Here is a 14,910-nt window from a genome sequence, read left to right on the forward strand (position 1 = left end):
CTTTTATGCGCGAGGATGGTGATTCATATAAACTGCCTTTAAACGATCCTTCGTCACATGTGTGTATATTTGAGTGGTTGATAAATGTTCATGACCTAGCATTTCTTGAACTGTACGTAAATCTGCCCCTTCATTTAACATATGAGTCGCAAAAGTATGCCGCAAAACGTGTGGACTAATATGTATATTCTCAGCGGTCTTCTTTACTAACTGATCAATGACTAAGCGTATGCCACGGTCTGTCAACGGTGTCCCCTTATAATTTAAAAAGAGCGAATGAGTATCAGAAGGAGCCTTTTTTAAAAGAAGCTTTCTTCCCTTATCTATATATACTCTAAGAGCGTCCTTGGCATAACAGCCAAATGGCACGTACCGTTGTTTTTTCCCTTTGCCATATACGAGCAAAGTTTGAAGTGAAAAATCTATATCGCTAAGCTTAATAGATGCACATTCACTCACTCGTATTCCGGTGGCATACAGCAATTCTAATAGAGACTGATTACGCTGTCCTAACGGAGTTGTTAAGTCATTCATTTGAAATAATTTCACAATCTCCTCTTCATACAGGAAGCGAGGATTTCGCTCTTCCTTTTTAGGAAGGGTAACGAGCGCAAATGGATTATCTTCTACTAATTCTTCTCTATTTAAGTACCGATAAAACGTTCTCAAACAAGAAATCTTGCGTGACATCGATCTTTTTGAATACTGCTTTTCATATAGACGTGTTAAAAACAGCCTTGCATCAGCATATGTAACACTTTGTAGGTTTTGTATTTGCTCTTCTTGCATAAAAGACATGAAGATACCTATGTCTTTTTCATAGCAGTCAACTGTATATTTTGAATAGTTTTTCTCAATTTGTAAATATTCTAGAAAGGAATTTAATACATCTTTAACAAATTCCAATGTTATCACCTCACAAGGGCTACTAAATATTATCACAATTAAGTAGCCCTTGCAAACAATTTTGATTATTTAGTTGTAAAATTCTGAATAGTTTCCAATGCTCTTTTAGCAAGCGTTTCATTTCGTTCTTGTTTGTTTTTGATTCGCACTTCCAATTCTTTGAATAAGCCAAAATTGGCATTCATCGGCTGGAAGTTTTTAGCGCTTGTATGTGTGATATAGTGAGCCATACTGCCAATCGCCGTTTCCTGCGGCAATACAACCAATTCTTCACCAAGCACAAGTCGAGCTGCGTTCATTCCTGCCATTAATCCGCTCGCTGCTGATTCTACATATCCTTCTACTCCCGTCATTTGTCCAGCAAAGAATAAGTCATCACGCTCACGATATTGATACGTAGGTTTTAACAATTTAGGAGAATTAATAAACGTATTTCTATGCATAACTCCGTAGCGTACTACTTCTGCATTTTCTAAACCTGGGATTAAGCTTAATACTTCTTTTTGTGCTCCCCATTTTAAATGTGTTTGGAAACCTACGATATTATAAAGTGTACCTGCCGCATCATCTTGACGAAGCTGAACAACTGCATAAGGTCGCTTTCCTGTTTTCGGATCTTCTAATCCAACTGGTTTCATTGGTCCAAAGAGCATTGTTTTTTCTCCGCGTGAAGCCATTACTTCAATTGGCATACATCCTTCAAAATAAATTTCTTTCTCAAATTCTTTTAAAGGAACCGTCTCTGCATTGATTAATGCTTCATGAAAACGTTGGAATTCTTCTTTTGTCATTGGACAGTTTAAATAGGCAGCTTCCCCTTTGTCATAGCGAGATTTAAGATATACCTTATTCATATCAATGCTGTCTTTTTCAATAATAGGTGCAGCCGCATCGTAAAAATATAAATAATCTTCACTTGTTAACGCGCGCAGCTTTTCCGATAAATCTTTTGACGTTAACGGACCTGTTGCAATAACAGTTGGTCCTTGTGGAATTTCCGTAATCTCTTCATTAACAACCGTTACGTTCGGATGATTTTTAACACTTTCCGTCACACGAGCGGCAAATTCGTGACGGTCAACAGCCAGTGCTCCACCTGCTGGAACTGCACACTCGTCTGCTGAACGAATAATAACAGAGTCTAATAATCGCATTTCTTCTTTTAAAACACCAACTGCATTTGTTAATGTATTCGCACGCAGTGAATTACTACATACTAATTCAGCAAATTTGTCCGTATGATGAGCAGGTGTTTGCTTCACTGGTCTCATCTCATAAAGGCGGACTTTCAAACCGCGCTTTGCGATTTGCCAAGCGGCTTCACTTCCAGCAAGGCCTGCTCCGATAACATTAATTACTTGTTCATTCATTGTAAATCCTCCAACTTCATTTCTATCTTTTCTATCATTTTCCTTATTCATTCACTTGTCTTTTTATTTTTTGACGGGACAAAGAAAATGCGACATTACTTAATGTCGCTAATAACGTTTCCATTTTAGCACATGAAGCAATGTCGCCGCATCTTATATAACTGCTATTTTTAAATTTAAAGTGTGGGAATTCATCCCATTCTCTTTTACTGCTGAGCTTCCTCTTTATAATCACAACTTGTGCAGACGACTTGAGTTCCTTTTTTCTGTTTTTTCTCCACAAGCAGATTTTCACATTTCGGACATTTTCTTGCAATCGGCTTATCCCAAGATACAAAGTCACAGCCCGGGAATCGATCACAGCCATAAAATGTACGCTTTTTCTTCGATTTTCGCTCAACGATATTTCCTTCTTCACATTTCGGACACTTTACACCAATTTCTTTTACAATTGGCTTCGTGTTGCGACAGTCAGGGAAATTAGAGCATGCCATAAATTTTCCGTAGCGGCCCATTTTGTATACCATAGGTGAACCGCATTCTTCACAATCTTCTCCGGCAGGTTCATCTTTAATCTCCACTTCGCGCATTTCTTTTTCAGCATGTTCTAAGCGTTTTTCAAAGTCACTGTAAAATTCGTCAATAACACGCACCCATTGAACATTACCATCTTCCACTTCATCCAAATCATTTTCCATTTTAGCTGTAAACTCTACATCTAAAATTTCCGGAAAAAACTCCAATACAAGCTCTAGTACAATTTCTCCAAGTTCTGTTGGTACAAAACGCTTGTTATCGAGCGCTACGTATCCGCGCTTTTGAATGGTGTCAAGTGTTGGAGCATATGTAGACGGTCGGCCAATGCCTAGCTCTTCTAATGTCTTGACTAAACGAGCTTCTGTGTATCTTGGCGGCGGCTGTGTGAAGTGCTGCTTTTCATCGATGTCCTTAGAATAAGCTACTTCTCCTTCTTCTAAGTCTGGAAGAAGATTTTCTTTTTCCTCCACTTGATCATCATTGCCTTCAACATACACTTTCATAAAGCCTGGAAATTTAACTTTTGAGCCGTTCGCTCTAAATGTTACGTCTCCATTTTTTAAATCTACAGCCATTGTATCCATAATAGCAGGTGCCATTTGACTAGCAACGAAGCGCTCCCATACTAACTTATACAGTCGATACTGATCACGCGATAGAAACTCTTTTACCTCTCCTGGTTTACGAAGAGCTGAGGTTGGACGAATCGCTTCGTGGGCATCTTGCGCGTTCGAGTTTTTCTTTTCTTTACGCTTTTCCGTTGCTACAAACTGATTTCCGTATGCGTTAGTAATGTAATCTCTAGCTTCTGTTTGAGCTGTTTCTGAAATACGAGTAGAATCGGTACGCATATACGTGATAAGACCTACTGTACCTTCTTTTCCTAAATCAATTCCTTCATACAACTGCTGTGCAATCATCATTGTTTTTTTCGCTCGGAAGTTCAGTTTCCGCGCTGCCTCTTGTTGCAATGAAGACGTGGTAAAAGAAGGAGCTGCATTACGCTTTCGCTCACGTTTTGTTACTTTAGAAATTGAAAATTCATTACCATCTAATTGCTTAACAATGTTGGTTACATCATTTTCATTCGATAGCTCTACTTTTTTTCCTTGATATTCGATTAACTGGCCTTCAAATTGGTCGTTCCCTTTTTGAAAAGTAGCTTTTACCGTCCAGTATTCTTCTGGGATAAACTTTGCAATTTCTTTTTCACGATCAATAATTAACCGCACTGCAATTGATTGAACCCTTCCGGCACTTAATCCTTTTTTCACTTTTTTCCACAGCAATGGACTGATGTTGTAGCCAACCAGCCTGTCAAGAATACGGCGGGCTTGTTGAGCATCTACTAAATCCATATTAATTGCTCGTGGATGTTTAAAAGATTCTTTAATCGCTTCTTTTGTAATCTCGTTAAATACTACGCGACAATCCGATGCAATATCTACATCCAAACTGTGTGCTAAGTGCCATGCAATCGCTTCTCCTTCACGGTCTGGATCGGCTGCTAGGTAAATCTTTTTTGCTTTTTTAGCCGCTGTTTTTAGTTCTTTTAAAACTGGGCCTTTCCCGCGAATTGTAATATATTTCGGATTGTAATCCTGTTCAATATCAATTCCCATTTGACTTTTAGGTAGATCGCGAACATGTCCCATTGATGCTTTTACTTTATATTTCTTTCCTAAATAACGTTCAATTGTTTTAGCCTTTGCAGGCGATTCTACAATTACTAGGTAGTCAGACATCTATTTGTTCCTCCTCAAGAGGTAGAATAAAATCTTCATTATTATTAAATATTTGGTTCTTGTTTGTCAAATGTCAAAAAGATAAGTCATACGATTTTACTACGTATCTCACTAGTATTTCATACCATCCAAGAATATGACTACTTTGAAACATTCATCTTATATACATCATTTCATCTGTAATATCAGCAGCGCTTTGCACAAGTTTTGCCCCTAATTGGATTAACTTATTCGTTCCACATGATGTTTCTTCAAAAATAGAACCCGGTATGGCAAATACTTCTCTTCCTTGCTGAAGCGCCTGGTCGGCGGTAATAAAAGATCCACTTCTTTCTTTTGCTTGCACCACCAAAGTGCCTCCTGTTAATCCGCTAATGATTCTGTTTCTGCGAGGGAAAAACCATTTCGTCGGCTTCATAAACGGGGCATATTCAGAAAGCAGCAAATGATGCTGCGCAATTTCTCTTGCTAAATATTGGTTTCCTCTTGGGTAAATATTATAAAACCCTCCGCCTAAAACTGCAATCGTTTTAGCTTTTTCAGCGATAGCGAGTTCATGAGCAGCCTGGTCAATGCCTAAGGCTAGTCCACTTACAACGACAAATTCTTCATGCAGCATCGGCTTAACAATATGAGTTAGAGCTGCAGTTCCATATGAAGTAGGATTCCTTGTTCCTACAACGCTTAAGCTTGCCGGAGCATGTAGAAGAGACACGTTTCCTCTTGCAAATAACACCCAAGGCGGATCATAAATATGGCGCAAAAGTTCAGGATATTCATCATCTAGGACGGTGACACATTGAATATTCTCAGCGTCATATTTATCTAGAATATCTCGTATTGGAATAGTTTGCAAATCTTTTTTTATTTGATTAGCACGTTCAATCGAGAGAGTCAATAGTTTTTGAAGCTGTGATGGAGAGTACTCGTAGAGATTTTGTAATGAAGAATTCTGTTGAAGTAGCGTAAAAATTTGTTTCCAATTAACAGATGGACAATGTGCTAAATGAATTAATTTTTCCCGTAAACCAGACATTCTACAATCTCCTTTTTAAATGGACAAAATAGCCCCCGGGCAAAGGAGGCTATATGTCTTCTATTAATGAGTCTTACACTGCTCGTAAATGCCTTGTTCTTTTAACACTTTAATAAGTGTTTCTCCCATAACAGATGGTGTTTCAGCTACCTGGATACCGCACTCATTCATTGTTTTAATTTTTTCAGACGCTGTCCCTTTACCACCTGAAATAATAGCACCAGCATGGCCCATACGTTTTCCTGGAGGTGCTGTTTGACCGCCAATGAAGCCGACAACAGGTTTTGTCATATTTGCTTTTACCCATTCTGCCGCCTCTTCTTCTGCCGTACCGCCAATTTCCCCAATCATAATTACTGCATACGTATCTTCATCTTCATTAAATGCTTTTAGTACATCGATAAAGTTCGTGCCATTCACTGGGTCTCCGCCGATACCAACAGCAGTTGATTGACCAATACCAGCCTCAGAAAGTTGATGAACAGCTTCATATGTTAATGTACCAGAACGCGAAACTACACCTACATGACCTTTTTTGTGAATGTATCCTGGCATAATTCCAATTTTACATTCTTCCGGTGTAATAACACCTGGGCAGTTAGGTCCTACAAGGCGCGTACGTTTTCCTTCCATATAACGCTTTACTTTTACCATATCTAATACTGGAATACCTTCCGTAATACAAATAACTAAATCTAAATCTGCGTCAACTGCTTCAATAATGGAGTCAGCTGCGAATGCTGGCGGAACATATACAACAGAGGCTGTTGCGCCTGTTTTTTCTTTTGCCTCGGCAACCGTATTAAATACCGGAACACCTTCTACTTCTAAGCCGCCTTTACCCGGCGTTACGCCACCAACAATTTTTGTTCCATATTCTAACATTTGTTGTGTATGAAAAAGGCCAACTCCGCCTGTAATTCCTTGTACAATTACTTTTGTATCTTGATTAATAAATACGCTCATTCCTATCCCCCAGCCTTTCTATTTCACTAGTGAAACGATTTTTTGTGCGCCGTCTGCCATAGATTCAGCAGCTGTGATATTTAAGCCTGATTTTTGTAAAATTTCTTTTCCAAGTTCAACGTTTGTTCCTTCTAAGCGAACAACTAATGGAAGGCTTAATCCAACTTGTTTAGTTGCTTCAACAACACCTGTTGCAATAACATCACATTTCATAATCCCGCCGAAAATATTAACGAAAATACCTTTTACATTTTGGTCAGATAAAATAATTTTGAATGCTTCTGTTACTTTTTCAGCAGTTGCGCCGCCCCCAACATCCAGGAAGTTAGCAGGGTCGCCTCCGTAATGCTTAATAATATCCATCGTTGCCATCGCTAAACCTGCACCGTTTACCATACAACCGATATTACCATCTAGTGAAATGTAGCTTAAGTCGTATTTAGATGCTTCAATTTCTTTAGCATCTTCTTCTTCAAGGTCACGATATTCAAGAATATCTTTTTGACGATACAGCGCATTTGAATCGAAGTTTAACTTCGCATCCAATGCCATAACGTCCCCGTCACCTGTTACAACTAGAGGATTAATCTCTGCGATTGAGCAGTCTTTTTCAACAAATACTGTATATAAACCTGTCATGAATTTAACTGCTTTTCCAACTAATTCTTTTGGAATATTAATATTAAATGCAAGTCTGCGAGCTTGGAATGCTTGTAAACCAATCGCAGGATCTACATATTCTTTAAAGATTTTTTCAGGCGTTTTTTCCGCCACTTCTTCAATTTCAGTTCCACCTTCTTCAGAACCCATCAATACAACTTGAGACGTTGCACGATCAAGAACTAAACCGATGTAGTATTCTTTCTTAATATCGCATCCCTCTTCAATTAACAAGCGCTTAACTTCTTTTCCTTCAGGGCCTGTTTGGTGCGTTACGAGGGTCTTTCCTAAAATATCTTGTGCATATGTACGAACTTCATCTAAGTTTTTTGCTACTTTGACACCGCCCGCTTTACCGCGTCCACCAGCATGGATTTGTGCTTTCACCACTGATACTTGTGAACCTAATTCCTTTGCTGCTTCAACTGCTTCTTCAACAGTAAAAGCTACTCGACCGTTTGGTACTGCAACCCCATATTTTCTGAGTAGTTCTTTTCCTTGATACTCATGGATATTCATTTCCCATCCTCCTAACATAATCAACCACAAAACTATACTGCACAAAATAGACTGCGCTTTCATTGTATAAAAATAATTGTCTAATTGTCTACTATTCTAGTGAAAAATATTGAAATAATAAGAAAATTGATATTTTTATGGAGATAGTACTTAACCATACCTTATGAAGGTGGTGAGACTCTGCGGACGTAAAACGTTGGGTTTATCATGTAAACCAACCTTCATAACTAAAGCAAACTGAGAGGAAAATAATTTACGAACTTCACCCGCTGCAATATCTCCACTTAAATAGGCTATATTCTTTTTGAGCCTAAAATCCCGCCCGTGAAGCATACGCTAAAAAACAGAGATATGCTCGGGTATCATGTTCTATTTTACTTGGTTTTTTATCGGCGCAAAAGATCGGCGATGTTCTGGCAAAATCCCATATTGTTCGATTGCTTCTAAATGTTGTTTTGTTCCATATCCCATATGTTTTTCGAATCCGTATGCAGGATAGCGTTTACCAAGTTCTTTCATCATTCGATCTCGCGTCACTTTTGCAATAACAGAGCTTGCAGCAACCGAAATGCTTGTAGCATCGCCTTTGATGATTGACTGCTGCGAAATAGGCACCGGCAGCTTCATCGCATCAATAAGCAGTTCATCAGGCTGAACAGCTAGCAATTCAATTGCTTCAGTCATTGCCTTTTTTGTTGCTTCATAAATATTAATAGAATCAATTACCTCTGCGCCTATAATCCCTATACCGATAGCGACAGCTTTTTCGCAAATTTCTTCATAAAACTCTTCTCGCTTTGCCTCTGATAACTTTTTTGAATCTGTGAGACCAGGGAGAAAAAAATTAGGAGGCAAAATAACAGCAGCCGCTACTACCGGTCCTGCTAACGGTCCTCTTCCTACTTCGTCTACTCCGGCAATATAGGTTGCTCCTTGGCTATATAATTCGTTTTCATATCTCATCATTTCATCAAACTGTTTCTTCAAGCGCTCAGCAGCTTCAAATTGCCTTTGTTTTTGAATAATAACCTGCTGCACACCTTTACGCTCATCTTGTGCATATGTCTTAAATAAAGCATCTTCTGAGCTTCTCACTTGCTTTAGATCCTCTTTTATTTCCTTAATACTCTTTTTCATTAGCTCCACCTTCTTTATATCAACTTTTTCGCACTGCACCTTTATATAAAAAACGCCTCATGCTGAAAAGGCAGAGGCGTTTTTTGTTTCAGTTCGCAATGTGTTGCTTACAGCTGTCGTTCAGCTTCATTTGGATCATCAAATGTAAAGGTACCAATTTTATCCGTTCGAATTTCTCGAAGAACAAGCTCAGCTGTTTTATCGTAATCCACCATGCCGCCACCCATTAAACAGCCGCGGCGCGACCCAATTGCATCAAACAGTTCTACAATATCTTCAGGGATTTCGATTAAATCATAACGCTGCTTTAACTGTTCTGGGTAATGGCTAGATAAGAATCGCAGAGCATAAACAGCGACATCTTGCATATTTAAAATGGTATCTTTGATAGCACCCGTTGTCGCAAGCTTATATCCAACTGTTTCATCTTCAAACTTAGGCCACAAAATACCGGGTGTATCAAGCAGCTCCAGCTCATTTCCTACCTTAATCCACTGCTGTGCCTGCGTCACACCTGGACGATCTCCGGTCTTGGCAATTTTTTTGCTTGCAAGGCGATTAATCAGCGTCGATTTACCAACGTTAGGAATTCCTACAATCATCGCTCGAATGGCGCGGGGTTTTTTGACTCCTTTTGCGCGCATACGGTCAAACTTCTCTTGAAGAAGTTCTTTGGAAGACGAAACAATTTGTTTCATTCCTTTACCTGCTTGTGCATCAATAGCCAAGGCATAAATACCTTGTTCTTTATAATAATCTAGCCACTGCTGAGTAACGCGCGGATCAGCTTTGTCCACTTTATTCAGCAATACGATTCTCGGTTTGTTCACGATAATCTCATCAATCATCGGATTTCGCGATGATTGCGGAATACGTGCATCAACCAGTTCGTATACAATATCAATCAATTTTAGCTTTTCAGTTACTTGTCTTCTGGCCTTGGCCATATGACCAGGGAACCATTGAATTGTCATATTTTACTCACCTTTTATTTTTTACTTTGCAAAACGCGCTTCTTTAATTGGCCAGTATACGGCACTCGTTTTACCAAGCACCTTGTCCATGCTCACAAAGCCAATCTGACGGCTGTCTTTACTGTAGCGTCGATTGTCTCCCATCACGAACAAATAACCTTCTGGCACGGTTTTTTTACCCGTTACGTCTTCTAGTTTAAAATCTTCGGTTAAATTACCGTCAATCACTTCTTTTTTATACTGATCTAAATAGGGCTCTTTATAAGCTTTTCCATTTACATACAGCGTATCATTTCGATACTCAATATGATCACCCGGCAGTCCGATAATACGTTTTATGTAATCTTTTTCCTCTGTAGCATGAAAAACAATAATATCAAAGCGATCAGGATCACCAATCTTATAGGAGAACTTATTTACAATCATTCGATTTTGATCATGCAGCGTAGGCATCATAGAAAGTCCATCTACTACAATCGGTGCAAACAAAAAATAGCGAATTACAACAGCTAACAGTACGGCAATGGCGATTGCTTTTATCCATTCCCATAGTTCATTTTTCTTTCGAGCCATCTTCAGTCCTCCAACTCTTATGTCATACCTTTATTTTAAACGATAATGTTTGAAACGCCTAATAAATAAATAGAATAAAAAAATGATGACTTGTGCGTCTATTTTTTACTGTCAGAGAACGAATCGTTCTAAAAAAACATTTGAAAAAAGGAGCTTGTATGAACAAGCTCCCCTTTACTATTATCGAATTTCTTTAATACGCGCAGCTTTACCACGTAATTCACGTAGGTAATAAAGTTTCGCACGGCGTACTTTACCGCGGCGCATTACTTCGATTTTTGCAATTTTTGGCGTATGAAGTGGGAATGTACGCTCTACACCTACACCGTAAGAAATCTTACGTACTGTAAATGTTTCGCTGATACCACCGCCACGACGCTTAATAACAACACCTTCAAATACCTGAACACGTTCACGAGTACCCTCAACGATATTTACGTGTACACGTACAGTATCACCAGGACGGAACGTAGGAAGATCTGTTTTTAATTGTTCTTTTGTAATCTCTTCGATTAATTTTTGCATCGCGTGTTTCAACTCCTTCCAACAGACGCTCATACCAATGCTTCTCAATCATTGCAGCGGAACATCGTTATAGGTGACCAGACATCTGCCCAAGCCACAAAATCTATCTTAGCACACTCTTATACCGTATGCAACAGAGTTTATGCATAAATTTCATGGATTTATGAAAGCTGATTTTCTTCTTTTAATTGAGCTACTAGTTTCTTTTGCTCTTCTGTTAGCTCCATTTTTTCAAGCATATCCGGTCTTCGAAGCAACGTGCGCTTTAAAGACTCTTTTTGGCGCCACTGTTCAATTTTTTTATGATTTCCTGACATAAGTACTTCAGGAACTGTTAAGCCTCTAAAATCAGCAGGACGCGTATAGTGCGGGTGCTCTAGTAAACCGGTGCTATGTGAGTCCTGTACAGCTGAATGATTGTTGCCAAGCACATCAGGAAGCAGGCGAACAACGCTATCGATCACAACCATTGCACCAAGCTCTCCTCCGGTTAATACATAGTCACCAATTGAAATTTCATCGGTTACCAGCTGCTCACGAATTCGTTCATCATACCCTTCGTAATGGCCGCAAATGAAAATTAGATGCTCTTCTGCTGCTAGTTCTTCTGCTTTTGCCTGCGTATAGCGTTCCCCTTGCGGACAAAGCAAAATCACCCGGGGCTTTTTTGCTGTTTCAGTGAGCTTTTCTACGGCGTCAAAAATAGGCTGCGGCGTCAATACCATTCCAGCACCTCCGCCGTAAGGATAATCGTCTACGTTTTGATGTTTGTTCGTAGAATATTCTCGGAAATTAACCACATTCAGTTCAACCGCATTTTTTTCCTGTGCTTTTTTCAAAATTGATTCGCCAAAAACACCGTCAAACATAGAAGGAAATAACGACAGTACATCAATTTTCATTAGTCCAATAACCCTTCCATTACTGTAATAACAATCTCTTTTTCATCTATATCAATAGATTGTACCACGTCGTCGATATAAGGAATGAGAACTTCTTTTCCGCCTTTTTTAACAACCCACACATCATTAGCTCCCGGCGTTAAAATTTCTTTGACCGTTCCTACCTCTACTCCGTCTTCTGTTTTTACTGTACAGCCAATAATTTCATGGAAATAGAATTCACCTTCTTCTAAATCCGTTAGCTGCTCTTCAGGAATTTTCACTTCGCAGTTTTTGTACTGCTCAACATCATTTACGTTGTGGTAGCCTTCGAATGTAAGCAGATCAAAATTTTTATGCCTGCGGTGGCTTGCTACCGTTACTTCCACCGGCTCGCTTTGCTTTTCTTTGAAGATATAAAGCTTATTTCCTTTTTCATAGCGCTCATCAGCAAAATCCGTAGTTGATACAATACGAACTTCTCCTTTTACACCATGGGTATTCACAATTTTTCCAACCTTAAACCATTTCATGCTTCTTCACCTCTATCTAATCTCAACAACTTTGCTATCTTTTATAATAATTGTTTTACTTTCTTTTATCTTTTCCCAATCATCGCCGATTTTTACCTCTACTAAGGCATCCAGTTCAGTTTCAACGAGTTCGCTCCCTAAAGGAAGCTTTTCTAATTGCGTCAGCTGAAAGTTCAACACTTCAATTTTTTCAAGGCGAGCGGATTTTTCTTTTTCAAATTGACTATGTAATAAAGAAGAACCTTTATTGGCTTTTTCCATGTGCTTTAACTGAAATTTCAGCTGTTCCATTTCCTTTTCAAGCGCCTGCTTGCGGTTTACAAAACGATTTTCAAGATCTTGTTTGCTTGCTTCAGTTAACACTTGTTTCACAACCACTTTTTGAATAATGTTCAAAACGTTCCCTCCGCCCTCAAGATAGTGACCTTGTGCTTTTTGCATGCATATTGAATAGCTGCTTCTTGCTCGCAAAAGACTTACTGTGATCAAAAGGTTCATCTTATCATAACATAAAAAAAGGGCGAGGTTATCCCTCTCCCTTTTTGATTACTCTTGAATTTTCACATACACTTTTTTACCTTGCTGTGATGCTGCTGCATTCACAACAGTTCGAATCGCTTTTGCAACGCGGCCTTGTTTGCCGATTACTTTGCCGACATCTTCTTGGTGAACAGTAAGGGTGTACGTCACTTGACGTTCATCTTCTTGTTCTTCCACTTTAACATCAGCTGGATAATCAACAAGCGGCTTTACAATTGTTTCGATTAGTGATGTCATCTCGAGTGAAATTATTTTCCTAATTTAGCATTATGGAATTTTTCCATGATGCCTTCGTTAGAGAAAAGGTTACGAACTGTATCAGATGGTTTAGCACCATTTTGTAACCATTTAAGAGCTAGCTCTTCATCGATTTTAACTTCAGCTGGTTGAACTACAGGATTGTAAGTTCCAACTACTTCGATGTAACGTCCATCACGTGGTGAACGAGAGTCTGCTGCTACGATACGATAGAAAGGAGATTTTTTAGCTCCCATACGTTTTAAACGAATTTTTACTGCCATTTTATAAAGCACCTCCGAATATGTTTCAACAAGATAATATAATATCAAATAGGTAAAATGTTTGTAAAGGTTTTTTTCTTAACACTAGAAAAATATTTTATTTCTTTTGGTTTTTCAGTCCAAATCAAGCGTTTTATCATGAAAAGAATGGAAGTTTCATACCCTTTTTCTTGCCTTTTGACATATTTGTCATTTGTTTCATCATTTTTTTCATGTCTTCAAATTGCTTAAGCAAACGGTTGACTTCTTGTACAGAACGTCCGCTTCCTTTTGCAATACGCTTTCTTCGACTTGCATTAATGATTTCAGGGTTTGTTTTTTCCGCTTTCGTCATAGAACGAATAATTGCTTCTACATGATTAATTTGCTTTTCATCAACCTGCAGGTTTTTGAGCCCCTTTACTTTATTGGCGCCCGGAAGCATACCAATTAGCTCATCAAGCGGTCCCATTTGACGCACTTGAGCAAGTTGATCTAAAAAGTCATCAAATGTAAATGACTGTGTGCGAAGCTTAGCTTCAAGCTCCTTTGCTTTTTCAGCATCTACATTTGCCTGAGCCTTTTCGATAAGCGTCAGCACATCACCCATACCTAAGATACGGGAAGCCATACGCTCTGGGTGGAATGCTTCAATAGCATCCATCTTTTCTCCAAGACCGACAAACTTAATTGGTGTATCGGTTACTGCACGAATAGAAAGCGCTGCACCACCGCGAGTATCGCCGTCTAGTTTCGTTAATACAACTCCAGTTAATCCTAATTGCTTATTAAAGCTATCCGCAACGTTTACTGCATCTTGACCCGTCATCGCATCGACAACAAGGAAAATTTCGTCTGGGTTAGAAAGCTCTTTGATCTGTTCTAACTCCTCCATTAGATTTTCATCAACATGCAAACGTCCCGCTGTATCAATTAATACATAATCGTGATGCTCTTCTTTCGCATGAGCAATCGCTTGTTTTGCAATCTCCACAGGACTTACTTGATCACCTAATGAAAAAACAGACATGCTAAGCTGTTTCCCTAGTGTTTCAAGCTGTTTAATAGCTGCCGGACGATAAATATCTGCTGCTACAAGCAATGGATTACGGTTATATTTTTTACGTAATAAATTGGCAAGTTTACCAGTTGTCGTTGTTTTACCTGCACCTTGAAGTCCAACCATCATAATTACAGTTGGAGCTTTTGGAGCTACTGCAATCTTGCTTTGCTCTCCGCCCATAAGTGCAGTTAATTCTTCTTGTACAACCTTAATAACTTGTTGTCCAGGCGTTAAGCTCTTAAGAACGTCTTGACCTACAGCACGTTCGCTTACGCGCTTAACAAAGTCTTTTACTACTTTAAAGTTTACATCGGCTTCTAAAAGGGCAAGTCTAACTTCACGCATCATTTCTTTAACATCAGCTTCGTTAACTTTTCCTTTTCCTTTTAACTTTTGCAGTGTGCTTTGCAAACGGTCGGCTAATCCTTCAAATGCCATATACGCC

16 protein-coding genes are annotated in these 14,910 nt (G+C 39.0%); all 16 read right to left on the minus strand.

Annotated features, from left to right (window positions below):
- Positions 1–3: 3 nt before the first annotated feature.
- Positions 4–906, minus strand: a complete 903-nt coding sequence (gene xerC / locus M3225_RS02970; protein WP_057243087.1) for a tyrosine recombinase XerC — start codon at positions 904–906, stop codon at positions 4–6.
- Positions 907–971: 65 nt separating this feature from the next.
- Entirely contained in the window at positions 972–2,276 is a 1,305-nt protein-coding gene (gene trmFO, locus M3225_RS02975; RefSeq protein ID WP_107918103.1) for an FADH(2)-oxidizing methylenetetrahydrofolate--tRNA-(uracil(54)-C(5))-methyltransferase TrmFO, read from the minus strand.
- 206 nt (positions 2,277–2,482) lie between these two features.
- Positions 2,483–4,558, minus strand: a complete 2,076-nt coding sequence (gene topA, locus M3225_RS02980; protein ID WP_013058887.1) for a type I DNA topoisomerase — start codon at positions 4,556–4,558, stop codon at positions 2,483–2,485.
- A 154-nt stretch (positions 4,559–4,712) separates the two neighbouring features.
- Positions 4,713–5,594, minus strand: a complete 882-nt coding sequence (dprA, locus tag M3225_RS02985; RefSeq protein WP_251391034.1) for a DNA-processing protein DprA — start codon at positions 5,592–5,594, stop codon at positions 4,713–4,715.
- A gap of 63 nt (positions 5,595–5,657) precedes the next feature.
- Positions 5,658–6,560, minus strand: coding sequence for a succinate--CoA ligase subunit alpha (gene sucD, locus M3225_RS02990; RefSeq protein ID WP_013058889.1), 903 nt, complete (start codon positions 6,558–6,560; stop codon positions 5,658–5,660).
- 18 nt (positions 6,561–6,578) lie between these two features.
- Positions 6,579–7,739 carry an ADP-forming succinate--CoA ligase subunit beta gene (gene sucC, locus M3225_RS02995; protein ID WP_251391036.1) on the minus strand — a complete coding sequence of 387 codons (1,161 nt, stop codon included), beginning with the start codon at positions 7,737–7,739 and terminating at the stop codon, positions 6,579–6,581.
- 369 nt (positions 7,740–8,108) lie between these two features.
- A complete protein-coding gene (locus M3225_RS03000; RefSeq protein ID WP_251391038.1) occupies positions 8,109–8,876 on the minus strand; it encodes a ribonuclease HII in 768 nt (255 codons plus the stop codon).
- Positions 8,877–8,983: 107 nt separating this feature from the next.
- Positions 8,984–9,850 (minus strand): ribosome biogenesis GTPase YlqF, encoded by an 867-nt coding sequence (gene ylqF, locus M3225_RS03005; RefSeq protein ID WP_251391039.1) that lies wholly within the window; start codon positions 9,848–9,850, stop codon positions 8,984–8,986.
- 21 nt (positions 9,851–9,871) lie between these two features.
- Positions 9,872–10,423, minus strand: coding sequence for a signal peptidase I (gene lepB / locus M3225_RS03010; protein ID WP_014458421.1), 552 nt, complete (start codon positions 10,421–10,423; stop codon positions 9,872–9,874).
- A gap of 180 nt (positions 10,424–10,603) precedes the next feature.
- On the minus strand, positions 10,604–10,948 hold the full coding sequence (rplS, locus tag M3225_RS03015; protein ID WP_013084808.1) for a 50S ribosomal protein L19: 345 nt from the start codon (positions 10,946–10,948) through the stop codon (positions 10,604–10,606).
- 161 nt (positions 10,949–11,109) lie between these two features.
- Positions 11,110–11,850 carry a tRNA (guanosine(37)-N1)-methyltransferase TrmD gene (gene trmD, locus M3225_RS03020; protein WP_057243091.1) on the minus strand — a complete coding sequence of 247 codons (741 nt, stop codon included), beginning with the start codon at positions 11,848–11,850 and terminating at the stop codon, positions 11,110–11,112.
- Entirely contained in the window at positions 11,850–12,362 is a 513-nt protein-coding gene (gene rimM, locus M3225_RS03025) for a ribosome maturation factor RimM (protein ID WP_251391040.1), read from the minus strand. Before rimM ends, trmD begins: the two co-directional genes overlap by 1 nt.
- Positions 12,363–12,374: 12 nt before the next feature.
- A complete protein-coding gene (locus M3225_RS03030) occupies positions 12,375–12,758 on the minus strand; it encodes a YlqD family protein (RefSeq protein ID WP_014458417.1) in 384 nt (127 codons plus the stop codon).
- A gap of 150 nt (positions 12,759–12,908) precedes the next feature.
- Positions 12,909–13,139 carry a KH domain-containing protein gene (locus tag M3225_RS03035; protein ID WP_047930789.1) on the minus strand — a complete coding sequence of 77 codons (231 nt, stop codon included), beginning with the start codon at positions 13,137–13,139 and terminating at the stop codon, positions 12,909–12,911.
- An 11-nt stretch (positions 13,140–13,150) separates the two neighbouring features.
- Positions 13,151–13,423, minus strand: coding sequence for a 30S ribosomal protein S16 (rpsP, locus tag M3225_RS03040; protein WP_013058899.1), 273 nt, complete (start codon positions 13,421–13,423; stop codon positions 13,151–13,153).
- A 136-nt stretch (positions 13,424–13,559) separates the two neighbouring features.
- Positions 13,560–14,903, minus strand: coding sequence for a signal recognition particle protein (gene ffh, locus M3225_RS03045; protein WP_013058900.1), 1,344 nt, complete (start codon positions 14,901–14,903; stop codon positions 13,560–13,562).
- Positions 14,904–14,910 lie beyond the last annotated feature (7 nt).

Origin of the sequence: Priestia aryabhattai (assembly GCF_023715685.1) — a bacterium.
Classification (GTDB): Bacteria; Bacillota; Bacilli; order Bacillales; family Bacillaceae_H; genus Priestia; species Priestia aryabhattai_B.

Bases quoted from the DNA above. Each gene is read 5' to 3' on its own strand.
- trmFO (WP_107918103.1), bottom strand. From the start codon at position 2,276: ATGAATGAACAAGTAATTAATGTTATCGGAGCAGGCCTTGCTGGAAGT.
- topA (WP_013058887.1), bottom strand. From the start codon at position 4,558: ATGTCTGACTACCTAGTAATTGTAGAATCGCCTGCAAAGGCTAAAACA.
- dprA (WP_251391034.1), bottom strand. From the start codon at position 5,594: ATGTCTGGTTTACGGGAAAAATTAATTCATTTAGCACATTGTCCATCT.
- sucD (WP_013058889.1), bottom strand. From the start codon at position 6,560: ATGAGCGTATTTATTAATCAAGATACAAAAGTAATTGTACAAGGAATT.
- sucC (WP_251391036.1), bottom strand. From the start codon at position 7,739: ATGAATATCCATGAGTATCAAGGAAAAGAACTACTCAGAAAATATGGG.
- M3225_RS03000 (WP_251391038.1), bottom strand. From the start codon at position 8,876: ATGAAAAAGAGTATTAAGGAAATAAAAGAGGATCTAAAGCAAGTGAGA.
- ylqF (WP_251391039.1), bottom strand. From the start codon at position 9,850: ATGACAATTCAATGGTTCCCTGGTCATATGGCCAAGGCCAGAAGACAA.
- lepB (WP_014458421.1), bottom strand. From the start codon at position 10,423: ATGGCTCGAAAGAAAAATGAACTATGGGAATGGATAAAAGCAATCGCC.
- rplS (WP_013084808.1), bottom strand. From the start codon at position 10,948: ATGCAAAAATTAATCGAAGAGATTACAAAAGAACAATTAAAAACAGAT.
- trmD (WP_057243091.1), bottom strand. From the start codon at position 11,850: ATGAAAATTGATGTACTGTCGTTATTTCCTTCTATGTTTGACGGTGTT.
- rimM (WP_251391040.1), bottom strand. From the start codon at position 12,362: ATGAAATGGTTTAAGGTTGGAAAAATTGTGAATACCCATGGTGTAAAA.
- M3225_RS03035 (WP_047930789.1), bottom strand. From the start codon at position 13,139: ATGACATCACTAATCGAAACAATTGTAAAGCCGCTTGTTGATTATCCA.
- rpsP (WP_013058899.1), bottom strand. From the start codon at position 13,423: ATGGCAGTAAAAATTCGTTTAAAACGTATGGGAGCTAAAAAATCTCCT.
- ffh (WP_013058900.1), bottom strand. From the start codon at position 14,903: ATGGCATTTGAAGGATTAGCCGACCGTTTGCAAAGCACACTGCAAAAG.